Consider the following 21,075-nt stretch of genomic DNA (forward strand, 5'->3'; position numbering starts at 1 on the left):
AGGACGCCGTGACCGCACTCGATCCGACTGCCCGGATCTCCGCGTCCCCGATGCCGCCTCGGCGCAAGGCCGCCGCATACCTGGCGTTGACCAAGCCCCGCATCATCGAGCTGCTGCTCGTGACGACGGTGCCGGTGATGTTCCTCGCCGAGGGCGGGGTTCCGTCGCTGTGGCTCATCATCGCCACCCTCGTCGGTGGTGCGCTCAGCGCCGGCGCGGCCAACACCTTCAACTGCGTGTACGACCGCGACATCGACGCCGAGATGCACCGCACGAGCAACCGGCCGATGGTCACCGGCGAGATCTCGCCGCGTGAGGGACTGGTCTTCGGAGCGGTCCTCACCCTGGCGTCCACCGTCTGGTTCGCGCTCGTCGTCAACTGGCTCTCCGCCGCGCTGTCGCTCGGTGCGATCGTCATGTACGCCGTGGGCTACACGATGCTGCTCAAGCGCCGCACCGCCCAGAACATCGTCTGGGGCGGCGCAGCCGGGTGCATGCCCGTCCTCATCGGGTGGTCGGCCGTCGCGAACTCGGTGTCGTGGTCCGCGGTCGTGCTCTTCCTCGTCATCTTCTTCTGGACGCCGCCGCACTACTGGCCGCTGTCGATGAAGTTCAAGGACGACTACGCCGCCGCCCACGTGCCGATGCTCCCGGTCGTCGAGAAGTTCGTCGTCGTCGCGCGCCAGATCGTCGCCTACTCGTGGGCCATGGTCGCCGCGTCGCTGCTGCTGGTGTGGGTCAACCCGATGGGCTGGCTGTACCTCGTCACGGCCGTGGTCACCGGCGCCCTGTTCCTCGCCGAGGCGCACCGCCTGCACCGGGCCGCCAGGGCCGGCGAGGGTCCGACCGTGCTCAAGCCGATGCGGCTGTTCCACTTCTCGATCACCTACGTCGGGATCCTCTTCCTCGGCGTGGCGCTCGACCCCCTGTTCTACCTCCCGCTGCGCTGACGGCGGACGACCGGCCGTCGTCGCCCCGGCCTCGGCCCCGGTCGAGCCGGCTGCTGGCTCGACCGGGGCCACCCTGCCCTCCGGGTCCGTGCCCGGGACCCCGGGAGGCTCTCAGCCGCCCGTGACGGCGATGTAGACGGCGGGGTTCCCGTTGGGGTTGAGCAGCACTGCCGGGGCGAGGCACCGCTCGGGGAGCATGACCTTGGCCCGGATGCGGGCATCACCCTGGGCGTCGAAGGCGACCGGCTTCGTCGTGGCGACGACCATGCCGCCACAGGCGACGCTGGCACTCAGCTGGGGCACGGGGTTGCCGCGGCCCGGGATGACCAGGCCCTCGACCTCCACGCGCACCGAACCGTCCCGGGAGACCCGGGCCTGGCCCTCGTCGATGACCCAGGGGGCGCCGCCCGGCTTGGCGCCGAACAACGTCGGGTCCGCGACCATGCTGCCGACGACGCCCGCCCGCAGGATGGTCGTGTCGTGGTCATCGTGGCCGGAGGAACCGCTGGCGAGGGCGGCGGTGGAACCGAAGGCGACAGCGGCGAGGACGGCACCGGTGGCGGCGGCAAGGCGGGTGGGTGACTTCATGACTGACCTCTTTGTCGGCGGTGAGGTCCCCGGTGGACCTCCTCAACGGGAGACGAGGTGGCTGCCGTCGTCGTTCACCTCAGGCAGGTCGCGCAGTCCGCGCAGCGGTCCCCAGAACATCGACAGGCACGCCACGGCGTGCACCGCGGCCATCAGCGCGATCGTCGGCCGCAGCCCGAGCTGGGTCCCGAGGAGACCGGCCGCCAGTCCGGCCAGCGGCATGGTGCCGAAGTTGACCACCTGGGCCGTCGTCACCTGCCGGGCGAGCATCTCCTCGGGGACGTACCGGTTGCGCCACGCGCCGCGGATGACGTTGCCCGCCACGACCCCGGTGCCGACGAGCAGCTGCCCGACGACAAGGTATGCCGTGCCGGCACCGTGCGTCGCCAGCGGCACGAGGAGGGCGGTCGGGCCTGCCACGACCTGCAGCCACACCACCGCCCGCGCGCTGCCGAAGCGGCTGGAGAGCCGGGTGGCGAGGGCGGCGCCGAGGAACCCTCCGACGCTGCCGGTCGCCATCACCACCCCCACGGCGGCCGGCGACAGGTCGAGGTCACGGACGAGGAAGAGGACCAGCAGCGCGGCATACCCGGTGAGCCCGAAGTTGGAGACGCCGCCCATGACGGTGAAGAACCGCAGGAACCGGTCTGTGCGGATGTAGTCGACGCCCTCGCGGATGCTCGTCCGCAGGGACGACCGCGCAGGGGTCCCGGCACCGTCCTCGCCGTCGGGTCCGGCAGCCGTGGTGAGCCGCAGGGAGGCCAGGCAGACCGCCGAGACGAGGAAGCTCACGGCGTCGACGAGCAGTCCCGTGGCCGCCGACCCGAGCTGGGCCAGCAGGCCGCCGACACCGGGGCCGGCCACCTGCATCGCCGACTCGGTGCCGAAGAGCTGGGCGAAGGCCTGCTCCTGCTGTTGGGCGGGAGCCACCTGGCGGACCAGGGCGGGGTACGCGGCACGGAAGAAGACCGTGCAGGTGCCGTTGCCGAGGGCGGCGAGCACGAGGTGGGTCAGGGTGAGGTGGCCCAGGGCCCAGGCGAGGGGGACGCTGGCCAGGACCGCAGCGGCCACGAGGTCGCTGCCGACCATGACGCGGCGGGCGGGCAGGCGGTCCACCCAGGCCCCTGCGGGGAGGCCGACGACCAGCCACGGCACCCAGGCCGCAGCCGTGAGCACGCCCATCCAGCCCGGCCCGGCGTCGAAGGCGACCACGGCAAGGAGGGGGAGCAGGACGGACGTGGTGGCGTTGCCGAGGACGCTGACGCCCTCGCCGAACCAGAGCAGGCTGAAGTCCCGGTTGCGGCGCAGGGGGAGCGCGGCGACCGGTGCGGTGCGGTCCGTCATGGCTGGGCCGGGAACCCTCGGGCGAAGACGAGCACGGGCTCGCGGGCGACGCCGTCGTCGGGCACCTCGCGCCGTCCCCAGCGCATGAGGACCTCGATGAGCTCCTCGGAGACCTGGCGCAGCTCGTCGGGGGACAGGCGCATCCAGTTCTGGGTGGCGAACGCAGCCCGGTCCCACTCGGGCACGTCGGCGGCCTGGGCGTTCCACTGCTGAACGCGCTCGAACTGTCGCTGCAGGTGCATCGCCTCGGCGGCGTACGCAGCAGTGACTGCGGCCGTGTCGTCGGCGAACTCGGCGCGCGACCAGCGGGTGCCGGGGTCGACCAGGCGCCACCAGCGCTCCCGCCGGTCCTTGGCGAGCTCGGGGGCCTCCTCGACCAGGCCCGCCTCGGAGAGGACCTTGAGGTGGTGGCTCGCGCTCCCGACGGCCTGGCCGGTGCGCTGGGCCAGGCCCGAGGCGGTGGACGGACCGTCGACCTTGAGGGCGTCCATCATCCGTGAGCGGAACGGGTTGGCCATGGCCGACAGGGCCTTGGCATCGGTCACGTGGCGGATGCCGTCATGCTCTCGTGGAGTGTTCACGCCCTCAGGCTAGATGCACAAGAGACATTGCACAAGGCCCATTGCACAAGAGAGCTTGTGCAATGGGTCGTCAGCCGGTGCAGCCCACGGGGATCTCGCCCAGGGTGGTCAGGCTGGCGTTCTGGGGAGTGGCCTCGAACGTGGTGCAGGAGCTGTCGTCGTACCCGCGGCCGGTCCACCACATCAGCAGCGTGGCGGCGATGATCAGCGCGGCCACGATGCGCCCGAGACGTCGGTTGCTCGCTGCCCTCGAGCCCAGCGCGCGGGGTCCTGCGGTGGCATCCATGCCTGAGTGTCCACCCGCAGCAGGACGTTTGCCTAGGTTCGGGGAACTGCGCGTTGACGCACCATGGCGCGCGTCAGGGTCACGACGAGCAGGCTGGCGAGCAGCATGTGCACGACGACCACGGCCCACGGCAGGCCGGTGAAGTACTGCGTGTAGCCGACGACGCCCTGCAGCACGGTGACCGCGAGGACGGCCGCCCACGCCCGGCCGGGGGCCGACGTGGTCCCCGTCAGCCGCGCGGCGACCCAGGTCGCCACGACCAGGCCGACGAACAGCATCACCGCGTCGGCGTGCAGCCACGAGACGGTGCGGGGGTCGAAGCCGAGTCGGGCCGGCTCGTCGGCGTCGCCCGAGTGGGGGCCGGAGCCGGTGACGACGGTGCCGAGCGCCAGGACGACCGCGGCGACGGCGCAGGTCGCCCGGCCGAGCCGCTCGACGAGGGGGTGCACGGACAGGGTGCGTGGGCCGGCCGGTCCCTGCGCCCGGTAGTAGAGGAGGGCTGCGGCGGTCACCAGCCCCATCGAGACGAGGAAGTGCGCCGCGACGGTGACCGGGCTCAGGCCCGTCAGGACGGTGATGCCGCCCAGGACCGCCTGCACGACGACCCCGCCCAGGACGACGACGGCGGGGACGAGCAGGTCGCGGCGCCGGTCGGCCCAGACGACGACCGCGACGATCGCCAGGAGGGCCGCGATCCCGACGACGCTGGTCAGGGTGCGGTTGCCGAACTCGATGTAGCGGTGGAAGCCCTCCGCCTGGTGCCGGACCGGGGTGTACGAACCGGGGACGCACTGTGGCCAGGTGGGGCACCCCAGCCCGCTCCCGGTCAGCCGCACGAGCCCGCCGGTGACGACGATCAGCACCTCGACGACGAGGTTGAGGAGCAGGACCCGGGGGAGCCAGACCGCCCCGGTGGTGGCCGCACGAGCGGTCTGGGCGGGGGTCGAGACGGGTGGTGCGGTCACGCAACGAGGGTACGTCTCAGGTGGAACCCTGATGACGCTGGGGGAGACACCCGATGGTCGCCGGCGTCCCGGGCTGGCTGACTGGGGCCATGACGAGGAACGCCTGGAGGCTGAGTGCCGCGTGGATGCTGCTCTTCGCAGGGATCCACACCTACTGGGGCCTCGGAGGCACGGCGCTGCTGCCACCGGGGATCTCGGTCCGTCAGCACCCGGCCCTGCTGGTCATCGACCTCGTCGCAATCCCGCTCTGCCTCGCGGGGGCCGTGACCACGTGGCTGCTGCGACCCGGTCAGCGGCACGGCAAGCTGCGGCAGCGGGCGTGGCTGCTGTGGCCCGCCCAGGTGGGGACGGCCGTCATGCTCGGCCACGTCCTGTCCAATGTCGCCCTCGTTCTTCCCGGGGTCGTCGCAGGGAACGGCCTCGGCGACGCCCGGGCGCGCTACGTCCTGGTCCACGAGACCTTCTGGCTGCTCGGGGGCCTGCTGCTCGCGGCGACGGTCGCCGCGTTCCGTCGTGAGCTCGAGGCTCAGTCGCTCCAGCGGAACAGGCGCCGGGCGAGCAGGGTCGCCACCGCACCCCAGACGACCAGGACGACCCAGTGGGCAGGGCTCGCCGTGCCGTCGACGAGCGCCGCCCTGAGGCTGTCGCCCAGCGCCGCCGAGGGCAGCAGCTCGACGACGGGGGCGAACCGGTCGGGCAGCTCGCTGCCGGCCACCACGACACCACCGAGGCCCAGGAGGACGAGCCAGACGAGGTTGGCCAGCGCCAGCACCCCCTCGGCGCGCAGCGTGCCACCGAGCAGGAGGGCGAGGGCCACGAAGGCCCACGTGCCGAGGAGCGTGGACAGCACCGCCGCCGGTATGCCGCTCCAGCTCGGCTCCCAGCCGAGCGCCAGCCCCACACCGGCGATGACGACGAACTGAATCGCGATCACCGCCAGCACCGCGACCGCCTTGGCCGCCAGCAGGCCGGTGCGACCCAACGGGGAGACCCCGAGCAGGCGCAGCACGCCGTACCTGCGGTCGAAGCCGACCGAGATCGCCTGGCCGGTGAAGGCCGACGAGACGACGCAGAGGGCGAGGACACCCGGCACGACCAGGTCGACGCGGCGGCCGGCACCCACCGAGATACCGGTGGTGTGGACCAGGGCGACGAGGACGGCGACGGGAAGGACGAGCGCCACGAGCAGCTGCTCGCCGTTGCGCAGCAGCGTGGCCGCCTCGAACCGCGCCTGCGCGAGCACGCGGTCCCGGGCCGGGGCGGCAGCGGCCGTCGTCCCCGTGGTGGGCGCCGAGGGGGTCGTGCTCATGCGGCCGGCCGTCGGGTGAGGGCGAAGTAGCGGTCCTCGAGGCGCTCGCCGGCCGTGACCTCCGCGAGCGAACCCTGCGCGACGACGCGTCCGGACGCCACGACGACGATGTGGTCGGCCAGCCGCTCCGCCTCCTCGAAGGAGTGCGTCGTCAGGATGACCGCCGCTCCTGCGTCGGCGACCTCCCGCACCAGCTCCCAGACGTCCAGGCGGGCGTGCGGGTCCAGCCCTGCGCTCGGCTCGTCCAGGAAGGCCACCTCGGGACGTCCGACCAGCGCCGCGGCGAGGGCCACCCGCTGCTTCTGGCCACCGGAGAGGCGGCGGACCGAGGTGGTCGCGAAGTCGCCGATCCCGAGCCGGGCGACGAGGTCGTCGAGGGGTGCCGGCGCGGCATACAGGGAACGCAGGTGACGCAGCAGCGGCACGGGACGGGCGGCGTTCGGCAGGCCGCCGTCCTGGAGCATCACGCCGACCCTCGCGCGGTGGTCTGCGCCGGCGTGCCACGGATCGGTGCCGAGCACGCGCACCTCACCGGCGTCGCCCCGACGCAGGCCCTCACAGCACTCCACCATCGTGGTCTTGCCGGCCCCGTTGGGGCCGAGGACGGCGGTGACCCGGCCGGCGGGGGCCGACCACGAGGCGCCGTCCAGGGCGACGACGTCGCCGTAGCGCTTGACGAGGCCGGTCACGGCGACTGCTGGTGGCACGGCCCGAGTCTAGGTCCGACCGCGGGTCCCGCCTGCCACGGGTCGCCGGTCGGGGACTGAGGTCCCCGGGGCTCCGAGGACGGGGCGGATGCCCCATGCCGGGGGGTACCTCACGCGCGGAGCGTGACTGCTGTCGCGCCCGCTCCGGGTGCGGCGCACCTCCCGAAGGAGCACCTCATGAGCCTGACCGCACACCCCTACGTCGTCCTCGCCGAGCAGCAGTGGAAGCAGGAGAGCCTCGGCAGGGCGAACCGCGCTCCACGGCGCACCCCATCGGGGCCGGGCCGGGTGCGGACCGCAGCACGCCTCGTCCTGGCAGCGCTGGCGACGCAACGGCACGACGGCCCCCGACCCGACGGCCACCGGCCCGGCACCGGCGGTGGTCGGCACACCGCCCGCCCCGTCTGAGGTAGCCGGGGGCGTCGGCCGCGGCAGATAAGGCATCTGCCCCATGTGGGACCCCACCTCACCCGCGCAGCGTGGGACCCGTCGAAGCACCACTCACCAGAACCACCGCGAAGGAGAAGACCCATGAGCATCACCGCAGACCCGCTGTTCGTCGCCGCCGAGGTGGCCTACCGCCGCGAGAGCCTGGTGGCCGGCCTGCCCGCCGCCGGACGGAGCCGCCGCCACCACCGCCTCGTGGCCGGCGCCCTGGCGCACCGGCCGCGCCTGCACCACCGGCACGGCGTCGCCCGGCACGCCTGAGATGACGGTCGGCACCACCCGGACCGCCACCACCACCTTGGCCAGCACCACCGGGGCCACCGCCGTCCCAAGGACCCACGCCGTCGTGTCACGCCCCTCTGACATGATCGACGGCGTGGGTCTGGACGCTGCCGGCAGCAGCTTGTTCGTGGGGCGGGCGGACGAGGCTGCTCGGCTCGTCGCGCTGACCGGGGTGGACGGCGCGGGGGAGTCCCACGGCAGCGTGGTGCTGTCCGGTGACGCCGGGATCGGCAAGACCAGGTTGTTGGCAGAGGTCGCGCGCACCGCCCGTGACCACGGCTGGACCGTGCTCGTCGGCCACTGCCTCAGCGACGCCGGCCAGTCGCTGCCGTACCTGCCCTTCCTCGAGGTGCTCGGGCGGCTCGAGGCGCTGGCGCCCGAGGCCGTCGCCCGCGCCGCCCAGGCCAACCCGGGGCTCTCGCGGCTCCTGCCGGGGCGCTCCGACGCCGGGGCCGGGTCCGCCGACCGGGGAGACCTCGTGGCAGCCGTCCACGCGGCGCTCGACGAGCTCGGCGCGACGACCCCCCTGCTGGTCGTGGTCGAGGACGTCCACTGGGCCGACCAGTCCTCCCGCGACCTGCTGACCCTGCTGTTCACCCGCGGGTTCACCCACCCGGTCAGTGTCGTCGCGTCCTACCGCAGCGACGACCTGCACCGCCGGCACCCGCTGCGTCCGACGCTCGCCCACTGGTCCCGGCTCGCCGGGGTCGAGCGGCTCGACCTCCCACCCCTGCCGGACTCCGCCGTCCGCGAGCTCGTCCACGGGCTGCAGACCCGCCCGCTGGACGACGCCGACGTGCGCGCGGTCGTGGCCCGCGCCGAGGGCAACGCCTTCTTCGCGGAGGAGCTGGTGGCCGCCTCGGCCATCGGGGGCGCGGGCCTGGCCGAGGACCTGTCCCGGCTGCTGCTCGTCCGGTTCGACCAGCTCGGGACTGCCGGGCAGCACGTGGTGCGGATGGCGTCCGCCTCCGGCCGCCACGTCTCCCATCAGCTCCTCGCCGTCGTCGCGGCCCTCCCCGAGGCCGAGCTGGACAGCGGCCTGCGCGATGCCGTGGAGCACCACGTCCTCGTCCCGCTGGACACCGGCGGCTACGCCTTCCGGCACGCCCTGCTCGGCGAGACCGTCTACGACGACCTGTTGCCCGGGGAGCGGGTGCGCGCCCACGAGCGGTATGCCGCGGCCCTCACCGCCGACCGCTCATCGGGTTCGTGGGCCGAGCTGGCGCGGCACGCGTCGGCCGCGGGGCAACGCGATGTCGCCCGCGAGGCGAGCGTCCGGGCAGGCGACTCGGCGCTGCGGATGGCCGGACCGGAGGAGGCGTGGCGGCACTTCAGCCACGCGCTGTCCCTGATGCCGGAGGACGCCGCCGACGACGAGGTGGACGCCGTCACCCTGAGAGCGGCGGTGGCCGCGGTCGCGGTGGGCCGGGTGCACAAGGCCCTCGAGCTCCTGCAGGAGCGGCTCGACCGGCGCCCTGCCTCCGCCGCACCGGTCGGCCGGGCCGAGCTGCTCGCCGCCCTCGCGACCGCCGCCCGCATCACCGAGAGCACCCTCGACACCCTCGCGACGACCACCGAGGGACTGTCGCTGCTGGACTCGGCCGACGGTGACCACCCGCGGGTCCGGGCGCAGCTGCTCGCGGCCCGGGTCCAGGCGCTCGCCGACCGCGGCCGCGACGAGGAGGCCCTGGTGGCCATCGACGAGGCCGTCGCCGCCGCGCGGGCCGCGGGGCTCGACGAGCTGGCCGAGGAGGTGCGCGTCGTCGCCGCGCGGATCACCGAGAAGGCCGGCGACCCGGAAGGGTCCCGTCGTGCCCTCGAGGCGCTCGTCGAGTCTCCCGGGAGCCTCGGCGAGGCCGCCGAGGCGCGGGCCTTCCACCACCTCGGCTGGCTGCACCACCGCGCGGGCCGGCTGGACGAGGCGGTCGACGTCTACCGCCGCGGGGTCGAGCGGGCGCGGGCCGCAGGACGGCCCTGGGCGCCCTACGCCTTCGACGGTCGGCTGCTCGCCGGGATCGCCGCCTACGAGCGCGGCCGCTGGGACGAGTCCCTGGCCATCCTCGCGGTCGGGGGCGAGGTCGCCCCGGAACCTGCCGGGTCCTCGTTGCGGGCCGCCCGCATGTACGTCGCCGCGGGGCGGGGTCAGGTCGAGGCGCTGCGCGAGCTGGAACCGACCCGACCGTGGTGGGAGCGCGAGGGCCTGGTCGCCCTCATCGCGGGCTCTGCCGCCGTCGACCTGTACGGGCACTCCGGCGACCTCGACCGGGCCGTCGCCGTCCACGACGAGGTCGTGGAGGTGCTCTCGCGGGTGTGGGACCCCTTCTTCCAGGGCCGGCTCCGGCTGGGCACGCTGCTGCTCGGCCAGCTCGCCGGGCACGTGCAGCGGCTCCCCAGCGTCGACCGGCCCGACCTGCTGTCACGGGGTGCGGGACTGGCCGCGACGAGCGAGGAGGTCTGGGCCCGTGCGGTCACCAGGCCGGGCAACGACGGTCCGGAGTCGAGGGCCTGGCTGGCCCGGTCACGGGCCGAGGCGCTGCGGCTGCGCTGGCTCGGGGGAGAGGACGTCGACGCCGACGAGCTCGTGGCGGCCTGGCAGGCGGCGGTCTCGGCGTTCGAGACGTACGGCCACCCGTACGAGACGGCCCGGTCGCGGGCCCGCCTCGGCGTGGTGCTGCGCTCCACCGGGCACGGTGACGGCTCGGCCGAGCTGGCGGCGGCGCTGGAGGTCGCGGTGCACCTCGAGGCCGCCCCGCTGCGTGCCGAGATCCGCACGACCGGCGGGGCCCGACCCGCGACCCGGCCCGCCTCCCGTCACGGTGAGGCCCTGACCGCGCGTGAGCAGGAGATCCTCGCCCTCGTCGCGCTGGGCCGCAGCAACAACCAGATCGGCAGCCAGCTCTTCATCAGCGGCAAGACCGCCAGCGTCCACGTCTCGAACATCCTCGCGAAGCTCGGGGTCGCCGGGCGAGGTGAGGCCGTGGCGGTCGCCCGGGAGCGTGGCCTGCTCCCCTGACCGCGAGGTTAGGTTCACCTTGCTATCGGAGTCGCGGATCAATTACGTAACATCAGCGTTGTGAATATCGCCGAAGCGCCCCAGGTGCTCGAGTCGCGCACGCGCGACCGGGTGCTGCAGGCGATCAGCGAGCGCGGACCCGTGACCGCGGCGACGCTGGCCGAGGAGTTCGGCCTGACCGCCCCGGCCGTCCGCCGCCACCTCGAGAACCTCGTCGACGCCGGCCTGATCGTCGAGCGCGAGCAGGGCCCGTCGGCCGGCCACCGCGGTCGGGGTCGCCCGGCCCGGGCGTACGTCGTCAGCGACATCGGGCACCACGCCCTGGAGTCCGACTACGACGACCTCGCCATGGAGGCCCTGCGCTTCCTGTCCGACGAGGCCGGCGACGGTGCCGTGCGCCGGTTCGCCGAGCAGCGCGTGCACGAGCTCGAGCAGCGGTACGCCGTGGAGCTGGCCGCCGCCGGCACCTCGCGGGCCGCCCGGGTCGACGCCTTGGTGGGCGCCCTGACCCGTGACGGCTTCGCCGCCTCGGCCCGTCCGGTGGGCGAGCCGGGGAGCTCCAGCCCCTTCACCGGCATCCAGCTGTGCCAGGGCCACTGCCCGGTCCAGGACGCCGCCCGGGAATTTCCGCAGTTCTGTGACGCTGAAACAGATGCGTTCTCGCGCCTGCTCGGTGTCCACGTGCAGCGGTTGGCGACGTTGGCGCACGGCGACCACGTCTGCACCACGTTCATCCCCACGAGCACCGTCCAGCACGCCATACCGGCGAGCCGGGCGAGCAACGCCCCCACGAACTCCACCAGCAGCGCTGACCCCACCGCTGTGACACGAACCGAAAGGTCGACGCGATGAGCACCAACATCGAGGAGCTGAACCCGGGTCTGAAGGACCTCGGCCGCTACGAGTACGGCTGGGCCGACAGCGACAGCGCCGGCGCCACCGCGAAGCGAGGCCTCAACGAGGACGTCGTGCGCGACATCTCGGCCCGCAAGAACGAGCCCCAGTGGATGCTCGACCTGCGTGAGAAGTCGCTGCGCCTCTTCGGCAAGAAGCCCATGCCCAACTGGGGTTCCGACCTCACCGGCATCGACTTCCAGAACATCAAGTACTTCGTGAAGTCGACGGAGAAGCAGGCCACCACCTGGGACGAGCTGCCCGAGGACATCAAGAACACCTACGACCGCCTGGGCATCCCGGAGGCCGAGAAGCAGCGCCTCGTCGCGGGTGTCGCGGCGCAGTACGAGTCCGAGGTCGTCTACCACCAGATCCGCGAGGACCTGGAGGAGAAGGGTGTCATCTTCGTCGACACCGACACGGGCCTGCGCGAGCACGAGGACCTGTTCCGCGAGTACTTCACCTCGGTGATCCCCGCCGGTGACAACAAGTTCGCCGCGCTCAACACCGCGGTCTGGTCGGGTGGCTCGTTCATCTACGTCCCGCCGGGCGTCCACGTCGACATCCCGCTGCAGGCCTACTTCCGGATCAACACCGAGAACATGGGCCAGTTCGAGCGCACCCTGATCATCGCCGACGAGGGCTCCTCGGTGCACTACGTCGAGGGCTGCACCGCGCCGATCTACAAGTCGGACTCACTGCACTCCGCCGTCGTCGAGATCGTCGTGAAGAAGAACGCCCGCGTCCGCTACACGACCATCCAGAACTGGTCCAACAACGTCTACAACCTCGTCACCAAGCGCGCGACCTGCGCCGAGGGCGCGACGATGGAGTGGATCGACGGCAACATCGGTTCCAAGGTCACCATGAAGTACCCGGCCGTCTTCCTCCTGGGCGAGCACGCCCGGGGCGAGACGCTGTCCATCGCCTTCGCCGGCGAGGGCCAGCACCAGGACGCCGGCGCCAAGATGGTGCACGCCGCCCCCAACACCTCCTCGACGATCGTGTCGAAGTCGGTGGCCCGTGGTGGTGGCCGCACGTCCTACCGCGGGCTCGTCCAGATCCTCGAGGGCGCCCACGGCTCCCGCTCGAGCGTGGTCTGCGACGCGCTGCTGGTGGACACCATCAGCCGGTCCGACACCTACCCCTACGTCGACATCCGCGAGGACGACGTGACCATGGGGCACGAGGCCACGGTCTCCAAGGTGTCCGAGGACCAGATGTTCTACCTCATGTCCCGAGGCATGACCGAGGAAGAGGCCATGGCCATGATCGTGCGCGGGTTCGTCGAGCCCATCGCGCGTGAGCTGCCCATGGAGTACGCCCTCGAGCTCAACCGCCTGATCGAGCTGCAGATGGAAGGAGCCGTAGGTTGAGCCTGCTGGCCCAGAAGAACCCCGAGGCGACCGCCGGAGCCCACACGGACTCCGCCGCCGCCTTCGTCCCCGACCAGTCGCGCGCCGAGCGCAAGACCTCGTATGCCGTCGCGGACTTCCCCGTTCCCGGCGGCCGTGAGGAGGAGTGGCGGTTCACCCCCGTCGACCGCCTCGGCGGCCTGTTCTCCGAGGAGGGCAGCACCGAGGGTGCCGTCACCGTCGAGACCGACGCCCCCGAGGGTGTCGAGCTGCTCGAGCTGGCGATGGACGACGAGCGCGTGGGCACGGCCTACCGTCCCGCCGACCGAGCCGCCGTCACGGCCTACGCCGGCACCGAGCGAGCCCTGCTCGTCGGCATCCCGGCCGAGGCCGAGCTCGACGCCCCGGTCTTCGTCCGCGTGAACGGTGTCGCCGGGCGCGACAACGCCCACCTCGTCGTGGACGCCGGTCGGCACAGCAAGGCCACCGTCATCCTCGAGCACCGTGGCACCGGTGAGCACACCGCCGGCGTGGAGATCCGGGTCGGCGACGGCGCCGACCTGACCTTCGTCACCGTCCAGGAGTGGGACGACGACGCGTTGCACGTCGCCCAGAACGACGCCCTGATCGGTCGCGACGGCAAGCTGCGCCACATCGTCGTCACGCTCGGGGGCGAGCTCGTGCGCATCTCCACCAACGCGCGCTACTCCGGCCCGGGCGGCTCCTTCGAGGGCCTCGGCGTCTACTTCGCCGACGCCGGGCAGCACCAGGAGCACCGGCTCTTCGTCGACCACGAGGCGCCGCACTGCCACTCGAACGTCGAGTACAAGGGTGCGCTGCAGGGCGAGACCGCCCACACGGTGTGGGTCGGTGACGTCCTCATCCGCGCGAGCGCCGAGGGCACCGACACCTACGAGCTCAACCGCAACCTCATCCTCGACGACGGGGCGCGGGCCGACTCGATCCCCAACCTCGAGATCGAGACCGGCGAGATCGTCGGAGCCGGGCACGCCTCGGCGACCGGTCGCTTCGACGACGAGCAGCTCTTCTACCTGCAGGCCCGCGGCATCCCGGAGGACATCGCCCGACGCCTCGTCGTGCGTGGCTTCTTCGCCAGCGTCGTGGCCCGCATCGGCGTGCCCGAGGTGTCCGAGCGGCTCATGGCTGCCATCGACACCGAGCTCGGCGGCACCGCGGCGCAGGAGACCGCCACCGAGGCTGCCCTGTGAGCGCAGCAGCAGAGCTCGTCCCCGACGAGGAGTTCGTGCGGGTCTGCCGACTCGACGAGCTCCCCGAGGTGGGCGCGGCCGCGGCCGACATCGGCGGCACGATCGTGGCGCTGGTCCGCACCAAGGACGGCAGCGTCCACGCGGTGGACGACACCTGCAGCCACGCCAACGTCTCGTTGTCCGAGGGTGAGCTGGACGGCTGCACGCTCGAGTGCTGGCTGCACGGCTCGCGGTTCGACATCCGCACCGGAGAGCCGTCGGGTCCGCCCGCGATCGTCCCCATCAACGTGTACGCCGTGAAGATCGACGGCGACGACGTCTACGTCGCCACCACCCCCCAGAACACCTCCTCCACCACTCCCACACACCTGGAGCGCTGAGCATGTCCACACTCGAGATCCGCAACCTGCAGGTCACCGTCGAGACCGAGACCGGCACCAAGGAGATCCTCCGCGGCGTCGACCTCACCGTGAAGTCCGGCGAGACCCACGCGATCATGGGGCCCAACGGCTCCGGCAAGTCGACCCTCGCCTACTCCATCGCCGGTCACCCCAAGTACACCGTCACCGGTGGCACCGTCACGCTCGACGGTGAGGACGTGCTGGCGATGAAGGTCGACGAGCGCGCCCGCGCCGGCCTGTTCCTCGCGATGCAGTACCCCGTCGAGGTCCCCGGCGTCACGGTGAGCAACTTCCTGCGCACCGCCAAGACCGCCATCGACGGCGAGGCCCCGAAGCTGCGCACCTGGGTCAAGGACATGAAGTCCGCCATGGGCGAGCTGCGCATGGACCCGGCGTTCGCCGAGCGCAACGTCAACGAGGGCTTCTCCGGTGGCGAGAAGAAGCGCCACGAGATCCTCCAGATGGAGCTCTTGCGCCCGAAGGTCGCGATCCTCGACGAGACCGACTCCGGCCTGGACGTCGACGCCCTGCGCGTCGTCTCCGAGGGCGTCAACCGGGTCAAGGACAACACCGACGTGGGTGTCCTGCTCATCACGCACTACACGCGCATCCTGCGCTACATCAAGCCCGACTTCGTGCACGTCTTCGTCGACGGCAAGATCGTCGAGGAGGGTGGCTCCGAGCTGGCCGACCGCCTCGAGGCCGAGGGCTACGACCGCTACGTCGGCGCCTCGGCCTGACGGCCAGAGTCCGCTGACCCACTCCATGACGAGGTTGACCCAGATGTCGAACGCGACGACGGCGACCGTCTTCGATGACGGGGAGCTGGCCCGGATCCGGGCCGGCTTCCCCATCCTGACGCGCACGGTCCGGGACGGTCGCCCGCTGGTCTACCTCGACTCCGGAGCGACCTCGCAGCGGCACACGCGCGCCCTGGACGCCGAGCGAGCCTTCAGCGAGCAGGTGAACGCCGCCGTCCACCGCGGTGCGCACCAGCTCAGCGAGGAGGCGACCGACCGCTACGAGCAGGCGCGCGCGACGATCGCCGGGTTCGTCGGCGGGGCGACCGACGAGGTGGTCTTCACCAAGAACGCCACCGAGTCCCTCAACCTCGTGGCGTACGGCTTCTCCAACTCGGTCGCCGGCCAGGACAAGGACCCGCGGCTGTCCCTGGGCCCGGGCGACGAGATCCTCATCACCGAGATGGAGCACCACGCCAACCTCGTGCCGTGGCAGGAGCTGGCGCGACGCACCGGCGCCACGCTGCGCTGGGTCGGTGTCACCGACGAGGGTCGGCTCGACCTCGACGGCGTCCACGGTCCGGCGCTGGGCGAGCTGCTCACCGACCGCACCAAGGTGTTCGCGTTCACCCACGTGTCGAACGTGCTCGGTACGGTCAACCCGGTGCGCCGGCTCGCCGATGCCGCCCGCTCCGTGGGGGCGCTGTCCGTCCTCGACGCCTGCCAGTCGGCGCCACACCTGGCGCTCGACGTGGCCGACCTCGGTGTCGACTTCGCCGCCTTCTCGGGCCACAAGATGTACGGCCCCACCGGGATCGGCGTCCTCTGGGGCCGCCAGGACCTCCTGGCAGCGATGCCACCGTTCATCACGGGCGGCTCGATGATCGAGACCGTCCGGATGGAGGGCACGACGTATGCCGCGCCGCCGCAGCGCTTCGAGGCGGGTTCCCCGAACGCCGCCCAGGCGATCGGCCTCGCCGCGGCCATCGAGTGGCTGCAGGAGCTCGGCATGGACCGCGTGCACGCCCACGAGCAGGCGCTGACCGAGCGGCTGCTCGCCGGCCTGGCCGAGCGCCCCTGGGTCCGCGTGGTCGGTCCCGTGGACGGTGTCGACCGGGGGAGTGCCGTGGCGTTCGTCGTCGACGGCGTCCACGCGCACGATGTCGGCCAGGTGCTGGACGACCAGGGCGTCGAGGCCCGGGTGGGCCACCACTGCGCCTGGCCCCTGCACCGTCGGATGAGGGCGACGGCGACGACGCGGGCCAGCCTCGCGGCATACACGACCCCGGCGGAGGTCGACGCGCTCCTCGTGGCGCTCGACCGCGTGCCGGACGTGTTCGGGGTGGCGAGCTGATGGACCTCTATCAAGAGCTCATCCTCGAGCACTCCAAGCGCCCCCAGCACGCCGGGCTGCGCGAGCCCTTCGAGGCCGAGGTGCACCACGTCAACCCCACCTGCGGTGACGAGGTCACCCTGCGCGTGCACGTCGAGGGCGAGGGCGCTGACGCCGTCGTCCGCGACATCTCCTACGACGCCCTCGGTTGCTCGATCTCGACCGCGTCGGCCAGCGTCCTCGCCGAGGAGGTCATCGGCCGCACCGTCGCCGAGGCCATGGTCACGCACGAGGCGATGCGCGCGATGCTCACGTCCAAGGGCGAGGACCCCGGCGACGAGGACGTCATCGGCGACGGCGTCGCGTTCGCCGGCGTCGCGAAGTACCCCGCGCGCGTCAAGTGTGCTCTGCTGGGATGGATGGCGTTCACGGACGCGTTGCACCAGGCAGGCATCGACACGAACTCCACCACGACAGCACCCTGAAGACCAGTTCATGAAAGAGGCTGACACGATGAGCGACACGACCACCGCCACCCCCAACGTCGCGGACGTCGAGGAGGCCATGCGCGACGTCGTCGACCCCGAGCTGGGCATCAACGTCGTCGACCTCGGCCTCGTCTACGGCATCACCGTCGACGCCCAGCGCCACGCCGTCCTCGACATGACGCTCACCTCCGCGGCCTGCCCGCTGACCGACGTCATCGAGGACCAGACCCAGCAGGCCCTCGAGGGCCTCGTCGCGTCCTACCGCGTCAACTGGGTCTGGATGCCGCCGTGGGGCCCCGACAAGATCACCGACGACGGCCGCGAGCAGCTGCGCGCCCTCGGCTTCAACCTCTGACGCATCCCGTCACCTCGACGACGCCGCCACACCCGTGAGCCGCGTCGTCGAGGTGTCTGCGGAGCGGCTCGACGGGTGGCTCGAGAGGTTCGCGGCCAACAACCCCGAACCCGGCGCGCGCCAACGGATCTCCGCGCGTGAGGAGTTTCCGCACGACCCCGTCGGGGTCCTGCTCATCCGCCGTGGCGGGTATGCCGTGGGGCTGGCCCACGGGGCGGCCTTCAGCGAGTCCAAGGTCGGGACCCGGCACGTGCAGTCGCGGACGGCGGCGGGCGGCTGGTCGCAGCAGCGGTTCGCGCGACGGCGGGGCAACCAGGCCGACGAGCTGGTGCGCGCGGTCTGCGACCACACGCTGCGGATCCTGCCGCGGGGGAGCGCCAGCGGCCTCGTCGTCGGTGGGGACAAGGCGCTGGTGCGGGCGGTGCTCGACGACCCCCGCCTCGCGCACCTCGACGCCCTCCCGAGGCGTGAGCTCTACGACCTGCCCGACCCGCGCCGGGCCGTCCTCGAGGACGCGCTGAAGCGTGGCCGCGCGGTGCGCATCACCATCGAGGACGTCCGACCCGGCTAGTCGTGGTGCTGGGCGATGTTGACGACGGTCCCGCCGGGTGCCCGGACGAAGAACCTGCGCACGCCCCACTCCTCGGTGACGATGGGGTGGACCACCTCGACGCCCCGGTCCTGCACCTGGCGCCAGGCCTCGTCGACGTCGTCGACCTTGACCGTCAGGGCCGAGTTCTCCGGGGCGGTGGCGTCGGACGTGACGAGCTGGACGTGGGCCCCCGTCGTGGGGTCGGTGAGGCGGGTGACCCAGCCGAGGTCCATCTCCGTGGTCAGGCCGAACAGGCCGGACCAGAAGGTCCTGGCCTCGTCGATGTCGGGGACCGTCAGGTTGGTGGTCACGCTCATGATGCGCATGCGGGCTCCTTCGTCGGTGTCTCGATCCTGCGACGGGGCTGCCGTGAGGTCCAGGGCTACTCGACGGTCGCGGGGGAGAAGGTGTCGCAGCTGTTGAGGTCACCGCTCTGGTAGCCCGTGGTGAACCACTTCTGCCGCGCCGCCGCCGAGCCGTGGGTCCACGACTCCGGGCTGACACGGCCCTGCGTCTTCTGCTGGATCCGGTCGTCCCCGACGGACGAGGCTGCCGACAGGGCGTCCTTGATGTCGGACTCGGTGAGCGGCTTCATCAGGGTGTTGCCCTTGGCGTCCTTGGTCTGCGTGGCGTTGTTGGCCCAGACACCACCGAGGCAGTCGGCCTGGAGCTCCACGCGCACGCTGCCGCTGTTGGCGCCCTGCGGGTTCTGCTGGGCCTTGTCGAGCAGGCCGAGGATGTCCTGGATGTGGTGCCCGTACTCGTGCGCCACGACGTACTCCTGGGCCAGCGGGCCGCCGCTGGACCCGAACTGGTCGGTGAGGATCTTGAAGAAGCTCGCGTCGATGTAGACCTGCTTGTCGAGCGGGCAGTAGAACGGGCCGACCTGGTTGGAGGCCGTGCCGCAGGCCGACTGGGTCGAGCCGGTGTAGATGATCGTCTTGGCCGGCGTGTACTCGCGGCGGAAGCGGGGGAGCTCGCTGGTCCAGAACGCCTGGACCGAGTTGACGGTGGCGATGATCCGACAGGTGTCGTCGCGGTTGGCGTCGGCACCGGTCTTGCACTGGGCGAACGCGTTGGGGTCGGTGCTGCCCCCGGGCTCCACCTGGCCGGAGCCACCCGTGCCCGGGTCGGTGCCGGTGCCCCCGGGGAGGTCGTTGGGGTTGATGCCGAAGACCAGGGCGATGATCAGCAGGATGATGCCGCCGACGCCACCGCCGACCACCATGCCGCCGGGACGTCCGCCGCCACCGCCCGACCCGACCTGTGAGGTGTCGAGCTGCGCGTTGTCGTTGAAGCTCATCTGCCCTCCGGGGCCTCGGGCGTGCACTCGGGGGTCGAGCGACGTCGCTAGACTAGTGATCTCAGCCGCTGTGCGGCGCCGGCGCAACCCGTGCACGGCGAGCCCACGGCGACGCGAGCGTGACCGGACCTGCATCGACGCAGCGGATCGGCACGAACCGCCGCTGAGCTGCCTGTTCTTCCTCGAAACGTGTCTGGAGTACGTCTGTGATCGCCGCCAGTGGGATCGAGCTGCGCGCTGGCTCCCGCCTCCTCCTGGACGGCGCGACCTTCCGCATCGCCCCCGGTGACCGGGTCGGCCTCGTCGGCCGCAACGGTGCCGGCAAGACCACCCTCACCAAGGTCCTCGCCGGCCAGGGCCAGCCGGCTGCCGGCAGCGTGACCGTGAGCGGTGAGGTCGGCTACCTGCCCCAGGACCCGCGGACCGGTGACCTGCACGTGCTCGCCCGTGACCGGATCCTCAGCGCCCGCGGCCTCGACCGCATCATCACGCAGATGCGTGAGGCCGAGGGTGCGATGGCCTCGGCGGACGACGAGACGCGCGACAAGGCCATGCGCCGCTACTCCCGCCTCGAGGGGGAGTTCACCGCCGCCGGCGGTTATGCCGCGGAGTCCGAGGCCGCGACCATCGCCAGCGCGCTGGCCCTCGACGAGCGCATCCTCGGACAGCCGCTGGCCACCCTCTCCGGTGGTCAGCGCCGACGGGTGGAGCTGTCGCGGATCCTGTTCTCCGGTGCCCAGACGCTGCTCCTCGACGAGCCGACCAACCACCTCGACGCCGACTCGATCGGGTGGCTGCGCGACTACCTCAAGGGCTACCAGGGCGGGCTCGTGGTCATCAGCCACGACGTCCAGCTGCTCGACGCCGTGGTGACGCGGGTGTTCCACCTCGATGCCAACCGCGGTGAGCTCGACCTCTACAACGTCGGCTGGAAGCCCTACCTCCAGCAGCGCGAGACCGACGAGCGCGCCCGCAAGCGCGAGTACGCCAACGCCACGAAGAAGGCCGCTGCCCTGATGGAGCAGGCCGAGAAGATGCGCGCCAAGGCGACCAAGGCCGTCGCCGCCCAGAACATGATCAAGCGCGCCGAGCGCATGGTCGCCGGCCTCGAGGGCGCCCGGACCACCGACAAGGTGGCCAAGCTGCGCTTCCCCGACCCCGCGCCGTGCGGGAAGACGCCGTTGCGGGCGTCCGGCCTGTCGCGGTCCTACGGCAGCCTCGAGATCTTCACCGACGTGGACCTGGCCATCGACCGCGGCTCGCGCGTCGTGGTCCTCGGCCTCAACGGCGCCGGCAAGACGACCCTGCTGCGGATGCTCGCCGGCGTCGACACCCCGGACACGGGAGAGGTCGAGCCCGGCCACGGCCTCAAGCTCGGCTACTACGCGCAGGAGCACGAGAACCTCGACGTGACCCGCTCGGTCCTGTCGAACATGAAGTCGGCCGCCCCCGACTCGTTCGGTGAGACCGAGGTCCGCAAGGTCCTCGGCTCGTTCCTGTTCAGCGGCGACGACGTCGACAAGCCGGCCGGGGTGCTCTCCGGTGGCGAGAAGACCCGCCTGTCGCTGGCCATGCTCGTCGTGTCCGAGGCCAACGTGCTGCTCCTCGACGAGCCCACGAACAACCTCGACCCGGCCTCGCGCGAGGAGATCCTCGGCGCCCTGCGGACCTACAAGGGCGCGGTCGTGCTCGTGACGCACGACGAGGGCGCGGTCGAGTCGCTCGACCCCGAGCGCATCCTGCTGCTGCCCGACGGCATCGAGGACCACTGGGGCCAGGACTACCTCGACCTCATCTCCCTCGCCTGACCCGCACTGGCGCGCCCGCGCCATACCGCCTCGATCTCCCATCGCGCTGGGGGGCGATGGGGTCGGATAATGGACGGTTATGCAATCCATAACCGAGTTGGCAGA

Annotated in this window: 23 protein-coding genes; 14 read left to right on the top strand and 9 right to left on the bottom strand. The window is 72.0% G+C overall.

What is annotated here, in order from left to right; genetic code table 11:
* The first annotated feature begins 50 nt into the window (after positions 1-50).
* On the top strand, positions 51-950 hold the full coding sequence (locus ASC58_RS08145) for a heme o synthase (protein ID WP_056919248.1): 900 nt from the start codon (positions 51-53) through the stop codon (positions 948-950).
* Between the two features lie 111 nt (positions 951-1,061).
* Here ASC58_RS08145 and ASC58_RS08150 read toward each other — a convergent pair whose 3' ends face one another.
* The 7 genes from ASC58_RS08150 to ASC58_RS08180 all read right to left on the bottom strand — a co-directional run bounded on the left by ASC58_RS08150 (position 1,062) and on the right by ASC58_RS08180 (position 6,730).
* Positions 1,062-1,538: a hypothetical protein gene (locus ASC58_RS08150; RefSeq protein WP_056914329.1), complete on the bottom strand. Its 477-nt coding sequence runs from the start codon at positions 1,536-1,538 to the stop codon at positions 1,062-1,064.
* A gap of 42 nt (positions 1,539-1,580) precedes the next feature.
* Positions 1,581-2,882: an MFS transporter gene (locus ASC58_RS08155; RefSeq protein WP_056918954.1), complete on the bottom strand. Its 1,302-nt coding sequence runs from the start codon at positions 2,880-2,882 to the stop codon at positions 1,581-1,583.
* Positions 2,879-3,463, bottom strand: a complete 585-nt coding sequence (locus ASC58_RS08160; RefSeq protein ID WP_235529150.1) for a helix-turn-helix transcriptional regulator — start codon at positions 3,461-3,463, stop codon at positions 2,879-2,881. The genes ASC58_RS08155 and ASC58_RS08160 overlap by 4 nt, the downstream gene beginning before the upstream one ends.
* A gap of 70 nt (positions 3,464-3,533) precedes the next feature.
* On the bottom strand, positions 3,534-3,749 hold the full coding sequence (locus ASC58_RS08165; RefSeq protein WP_056918955.1) for a hypothetical protein: 216 nt from the start codon (positions 3,747-3,749) through the stop codon (positions 3,534-3,536).
* A 32-nt stretch (positions 3,750-3,781) separates the two neighbouring features.
* Positions 3,782-4,714 (bottom strand): heme A synthase, encoded by a 933-nt coding sequence (locus ASC58_RS08170; RefSeq protein ID WP_082553093.1) that lies wholly within the window; start codon positions 4,712-4,714, stop codon positions 3,782-3,784.
* A 526-nt stretch (positions 4,715-5,240) separates the two neighbouring features.
* Complete coding sequence (locus tag ASC58_RS08175; RefSeq protein ID WP_056918956.1) at positions 5,241-6,023, bottom strand: ABC transporter permease; 783 nt, start codon at positions 6,021-6,023, stop codon at positions 5,241-5,243.
* Positions 6,020-6,730: an ABC transporter ATP-binding protein gene (locus ASC58_RS08180; protein ID WP_056918957.1), complete on the bottom strand. Its 711-nt coding sequence runs from the start codon at positions 6,728-6,730 to the stop codon at positions 6,020-6,022. Before ASC58_RS08180 ends, ASC58_RS08175 begins: the two co-directional genes overlap by 4 nt.
* Positions 6,731-6,907: 177 nt before the next feature.
* Between ASC58_RS08180 and ASC58_RS08185 the strand changes: the two genes are divergently transcribed.
* The 12 genes from ASC58_RS08185 (at position 6,908) to ASC58_RS08235 (ending at position 17,838) form a co-directional block, all read left to right on the top strand.
* Positions 6,908-7,138 (top strand): hypothetical protein, encoded by a 231-nt coding sequence (locus tag ASC58_RS08185; RefSeq protein WP_056914334.1) that lies wholly within the window; start codon positions 6,908-6,910, stop codon positions 7,136-7,138.
* A gap of 123 nt (positions 7,139-7,261) precedes the next feature.
* Positions 7,262-7,438, top strand: coding sequence for a hypothetical protein (locus ASC58_RS20940; RefSeq protein WP_157581177.1), 177 nt, complete (start codon positions 7,262-7,264; stop codon positions 7,436-7,438).
* An 85-nt stretch (positions 7,439-7,523) separates the two neighbouring features.
* Positions 7,524-10,472: an AAA family ATPase gene (locus ASC58_RS08190; RefSeq protein WP_162246829.1), complete on the top strand. Its 2,949-nt coding sequence runs from the start codon at positions 7,524-7,526 to the stop codon at positions 10,470-10,472.
* A 60-nt stretch (positions 10,473-10,532) separates the two neighbouring features.
* Complete coding sequence (locus ASC58_RS08195; RefSeq protein WP_235529151.1) at positions 10,533-11,324, top strand: metalloregulator ArsR/SmtB family transcription factor; 792 nt, start codon at positions 10,533-10,535, stop codon at positions 11,322-11,324.
* Positions 11,321-12,742, top strand: coding sequence for a Fe-S cluster assembly protein SufB (gene sufB / locus ASC58_RS08200; protein WP_056914337.1), 1,422 nt, complete (start codon positions 11,321-11,323; stop codon positions 12,740-12,742). Before ASC58_RS08195 ends, sufB begins: the two co-directional genes overlap by 4 nt.
* Complete coding sequence (gene sufD, locus ASC58_RS08205) at positions 12,739-13,950, top strand: Fe-S cluster assembly protein SufD (RefSeq protein ID WP_056918960.1); 1,212 nt, start codon at positions 12,739-12,741, stop codon at positions 13,948-13,950. The genes sufB and sufD overlap by 4 nt, the downstream gene beginning before the upstream one ends.
* The gene (locus ASC58_RS08210) at positions 13,947-14,330 is read left to right on the top strand and encodes a non-heme iron oxygenase ferredoxin subunit (protein ID WP_235529152.1); all 384 of its coding nucleotides are present in this window, start codon (positions 13,947-13,949) and stop codon (positions 14,328-14,330) included. Before sufD ends, ASC58_RS08210 begins: the two co-directional genes overlap by 4 nt.
* A gap of 2 nt (positions 14,331-14,332) precedes the next feature.
* Positions 14,333-15,091: a Fe-S cluster assembly ATPase SufC gene (gene sufC / locus ASC58_RS08215; protein WP_056914340.1), complete on the top strand. Its 759-nt coding sequence runs from the start codon at positions 14,333-14,335 to the stop codon at positions 15,089-15,091.
* A gap of 43 nt (positions 15,092-15,134) precedes the next feature.
* Positions 15,135-16,445 (top strand): aminotransferase class V-fold PLP-dependent enzyme, encoded by a 1,311-nt coding sequence (locus tag ASC58_RS08220; RefSeq protein WP_056914341.1) that lies wholly within the window; start codon positions 15,135-15,137, stop codon positions 16,443-16,445.
* A complete protein-coding gene (gene sufU, locus ASC58_RS08225; RefSeq protein ID WP_056918961.1) occupies positions 16,445-16,909 on the top strand; it encodes a Fe-S cluster assembly sulfur transfer protein SufU in 465 nt (154 codons plus the stop codon). The genes ASC58_RS08220 and sufU overlap by 1 nt, the downstream gene beginning before the upstream one ends.
* 28 nt (positions 16,910-16,937) lie before the next feature.
* On the top strand, positions 16,938-17,267 hold the full coding sequence (locus ASC58_RS08230) for a metal-sulfur cluster assembly factor (RefSeq protein ID WP_056914343.1): 330 nt from the start codon (positions 16,938-16,940) through the stop codon (positions 17,265-17,267).
* Positions 17,268-17,301: 34 nt separating this feature from the next.
* Positions 17,302-17,838 carry an acVLRF1 family peptidyl-tRNA hydrolase gene (locus ASC58_RS08235; RefSeq protein WP_056918962.1) on the top strand — a complete coding sequence of 179 codons (537 nt, stop codon included), beginning with the start codon at positions 17,302-17,304 and terminating at the stop codon, positions 17,836-17,838.
* Here ASC58_RS08235 and ASC58_RS08240 read toward each other — a convergent pair.
* Together ASC58_RS08240 and ASC58_RS08245 are read right to left on the bottom strand one after the other, a co-directional pair.
* Positions 17,835-18,185 (bottom strand): VOC family protein, encoded by a 351-nt coding sequence (locus ASC58_RS08240; RefSeq protein ID WP_056918963.1) that lies wholly within the window; start codon positions 18,183-18,185, stop codon positions 17,835-17,837. The two genes, ASC58_RS08235 and ASC58_RS08240, sit on opposite strands and share 4 nt — an antisense overlap.
* Before the next feature lie 56 nt (positions 18,186-18,241).
* Complete coding sequence (locus ASC58_RS08245) at positions 18,242-19,162, bottom strand: neutral zinc metallopeptidase (protein ID WP_056914346.1); 921 nt, start codon at positions 19,160-19,162, stop codon at positions 18,242-18,244.
* Between the two features lie 206 nt (positions 19,163-19,368).
* Here ASC58_RS08245 and ASC58_RS08250 point away from each other — a divergent pair, with 206 nt between their 5' ends.
* Positions 19,369-20,970, top strand: a complete 1,602-nt coding sequence (locus tag ASC58_RS08250) for an ABC-F family ATP-binding cassette domain-containing protein (protein ID WP_056914347.1) — start codon at positions 19,369-19,371, stop codon at positions 20,968-20,970.
* The last annotated feature ends 105 nt before the right edge of the window (positions 20,971-21,075 follow it).

Origin of the sequence: Phycicoccus sp. Root101 (assembly GCF_001426245.1) — a bacterium.
Taxonomy (GTDB): domain Bacteria; phylum Actinomycetota; class Actinomycetes; order Actinomycetales; family Dermatophilaceae; genus Pedococcus.

What these genes read in the sequence shown, in the direction of transcription:
- ASC58_RS08145 (WP_056919248.1), top strand. Translation starts at nt 51, where the DNA reads ATGCCGCCTCGGCGCAAGGCCGCCGCATACCTGGCGTTGACCAAGCCC.
- ASC58_RS08150 (WP_056914329.1), bottom strand. Translation starts at nt 1,538, where the DNA reads ATGAAGTCACCCACCCGCCTTGCCGCCGCCACCGGTGCCGTCCTCGCC.
- ASC58_RS08155 (WP_056918954.1), bottom strand. Translation starts at nt 2,882, where the DNA reads ATGACGGACCGCACCGCACCGGTCGCCGCGCTCCCCCTGCGCCGCAAC.
- ASC58_RS08165 (WP_056918955.1), bottom strand. Translation starts at nt 3,749, where the DNA reads ATGGATGCCACCGCAGGACCCCGCGCGCTGGGCTCGAGGGCAGCGAGC.
- ASC58_RS08175 (WP_056918956.1), bottom strand. Translation starts at nt 6,023, where the DNA reads ATGAGCACGACCCCCTCGGCGCCCACCACGGGGACGACGGCCGCTGCC.
- ASC58_RS08185 (WP_056914334.1), top strand. Translation starts at nt 6,908, where the DNA reads ATGAGCCTGACCGCACACCCCTACGTCGTCCTCGCCGAGCAGCAGTGG.
- ASC58_RS20940 (WP_157581177.1), top strand. Translation starts at nt 7,262, where the DNA reads ATGAGCATCACCGCAGACCCGCTGTTCGTCGCCGCCGAGGTGGCCTAC.
- sufB (WP_056914337.1), top strand. Translation starts at nt 11,321, where the DNA reads ATGAGCACCAACATCGAGGAGCTGAACCCGGGTCTGAAGGACCTCGGC.
- sufC (WP_056914340.1), top strand. Translation starts at nt 14,333, where the DNA reads ATGTCCACACTCGAGATCCGCAACCTGCAGGTCACCGTCGAGACCGAG.
- ASC58_RS08220 (WP_056914341.1), top strand. Translation starts at nt 15,135, where the DNA reads ATGTCGAACGCGACGACGGCGACCGTCTTCGATGACGGGGAGCTGGCC.
- sufU (WP_056918961.1), top strand. Translation starts at nt 16,445, where the DNA reads ATGGACCTCTATCAAGAGCTCATCCTCGAGCACTCCAAGCGCCCCCAG.
- ASC58_RS08230 (WP_056914343.1), top strand. Translation starts at nt 16,938, where the DNA reads ATGAGCGACACGACCACCGCCACCCCCAACGTCGCGGACGTCGAGGAG.
- ASC58_RS08240 (WP_056918963.1), bottom strand. Translation starts at nt 18,185, where the DNA reads ATGCGCATCATGAGCGTGACCACCAACCTGACGGTCCCCGACATCGAC.
- ASC58_RS08245 (WP_056914346.1), bottom strand. Translation starts at nt 19,162, where the DNA reads ATGAGCTTCAACGACAACGCGCAGCTCGACACCTCACAGGTCGGGTCG.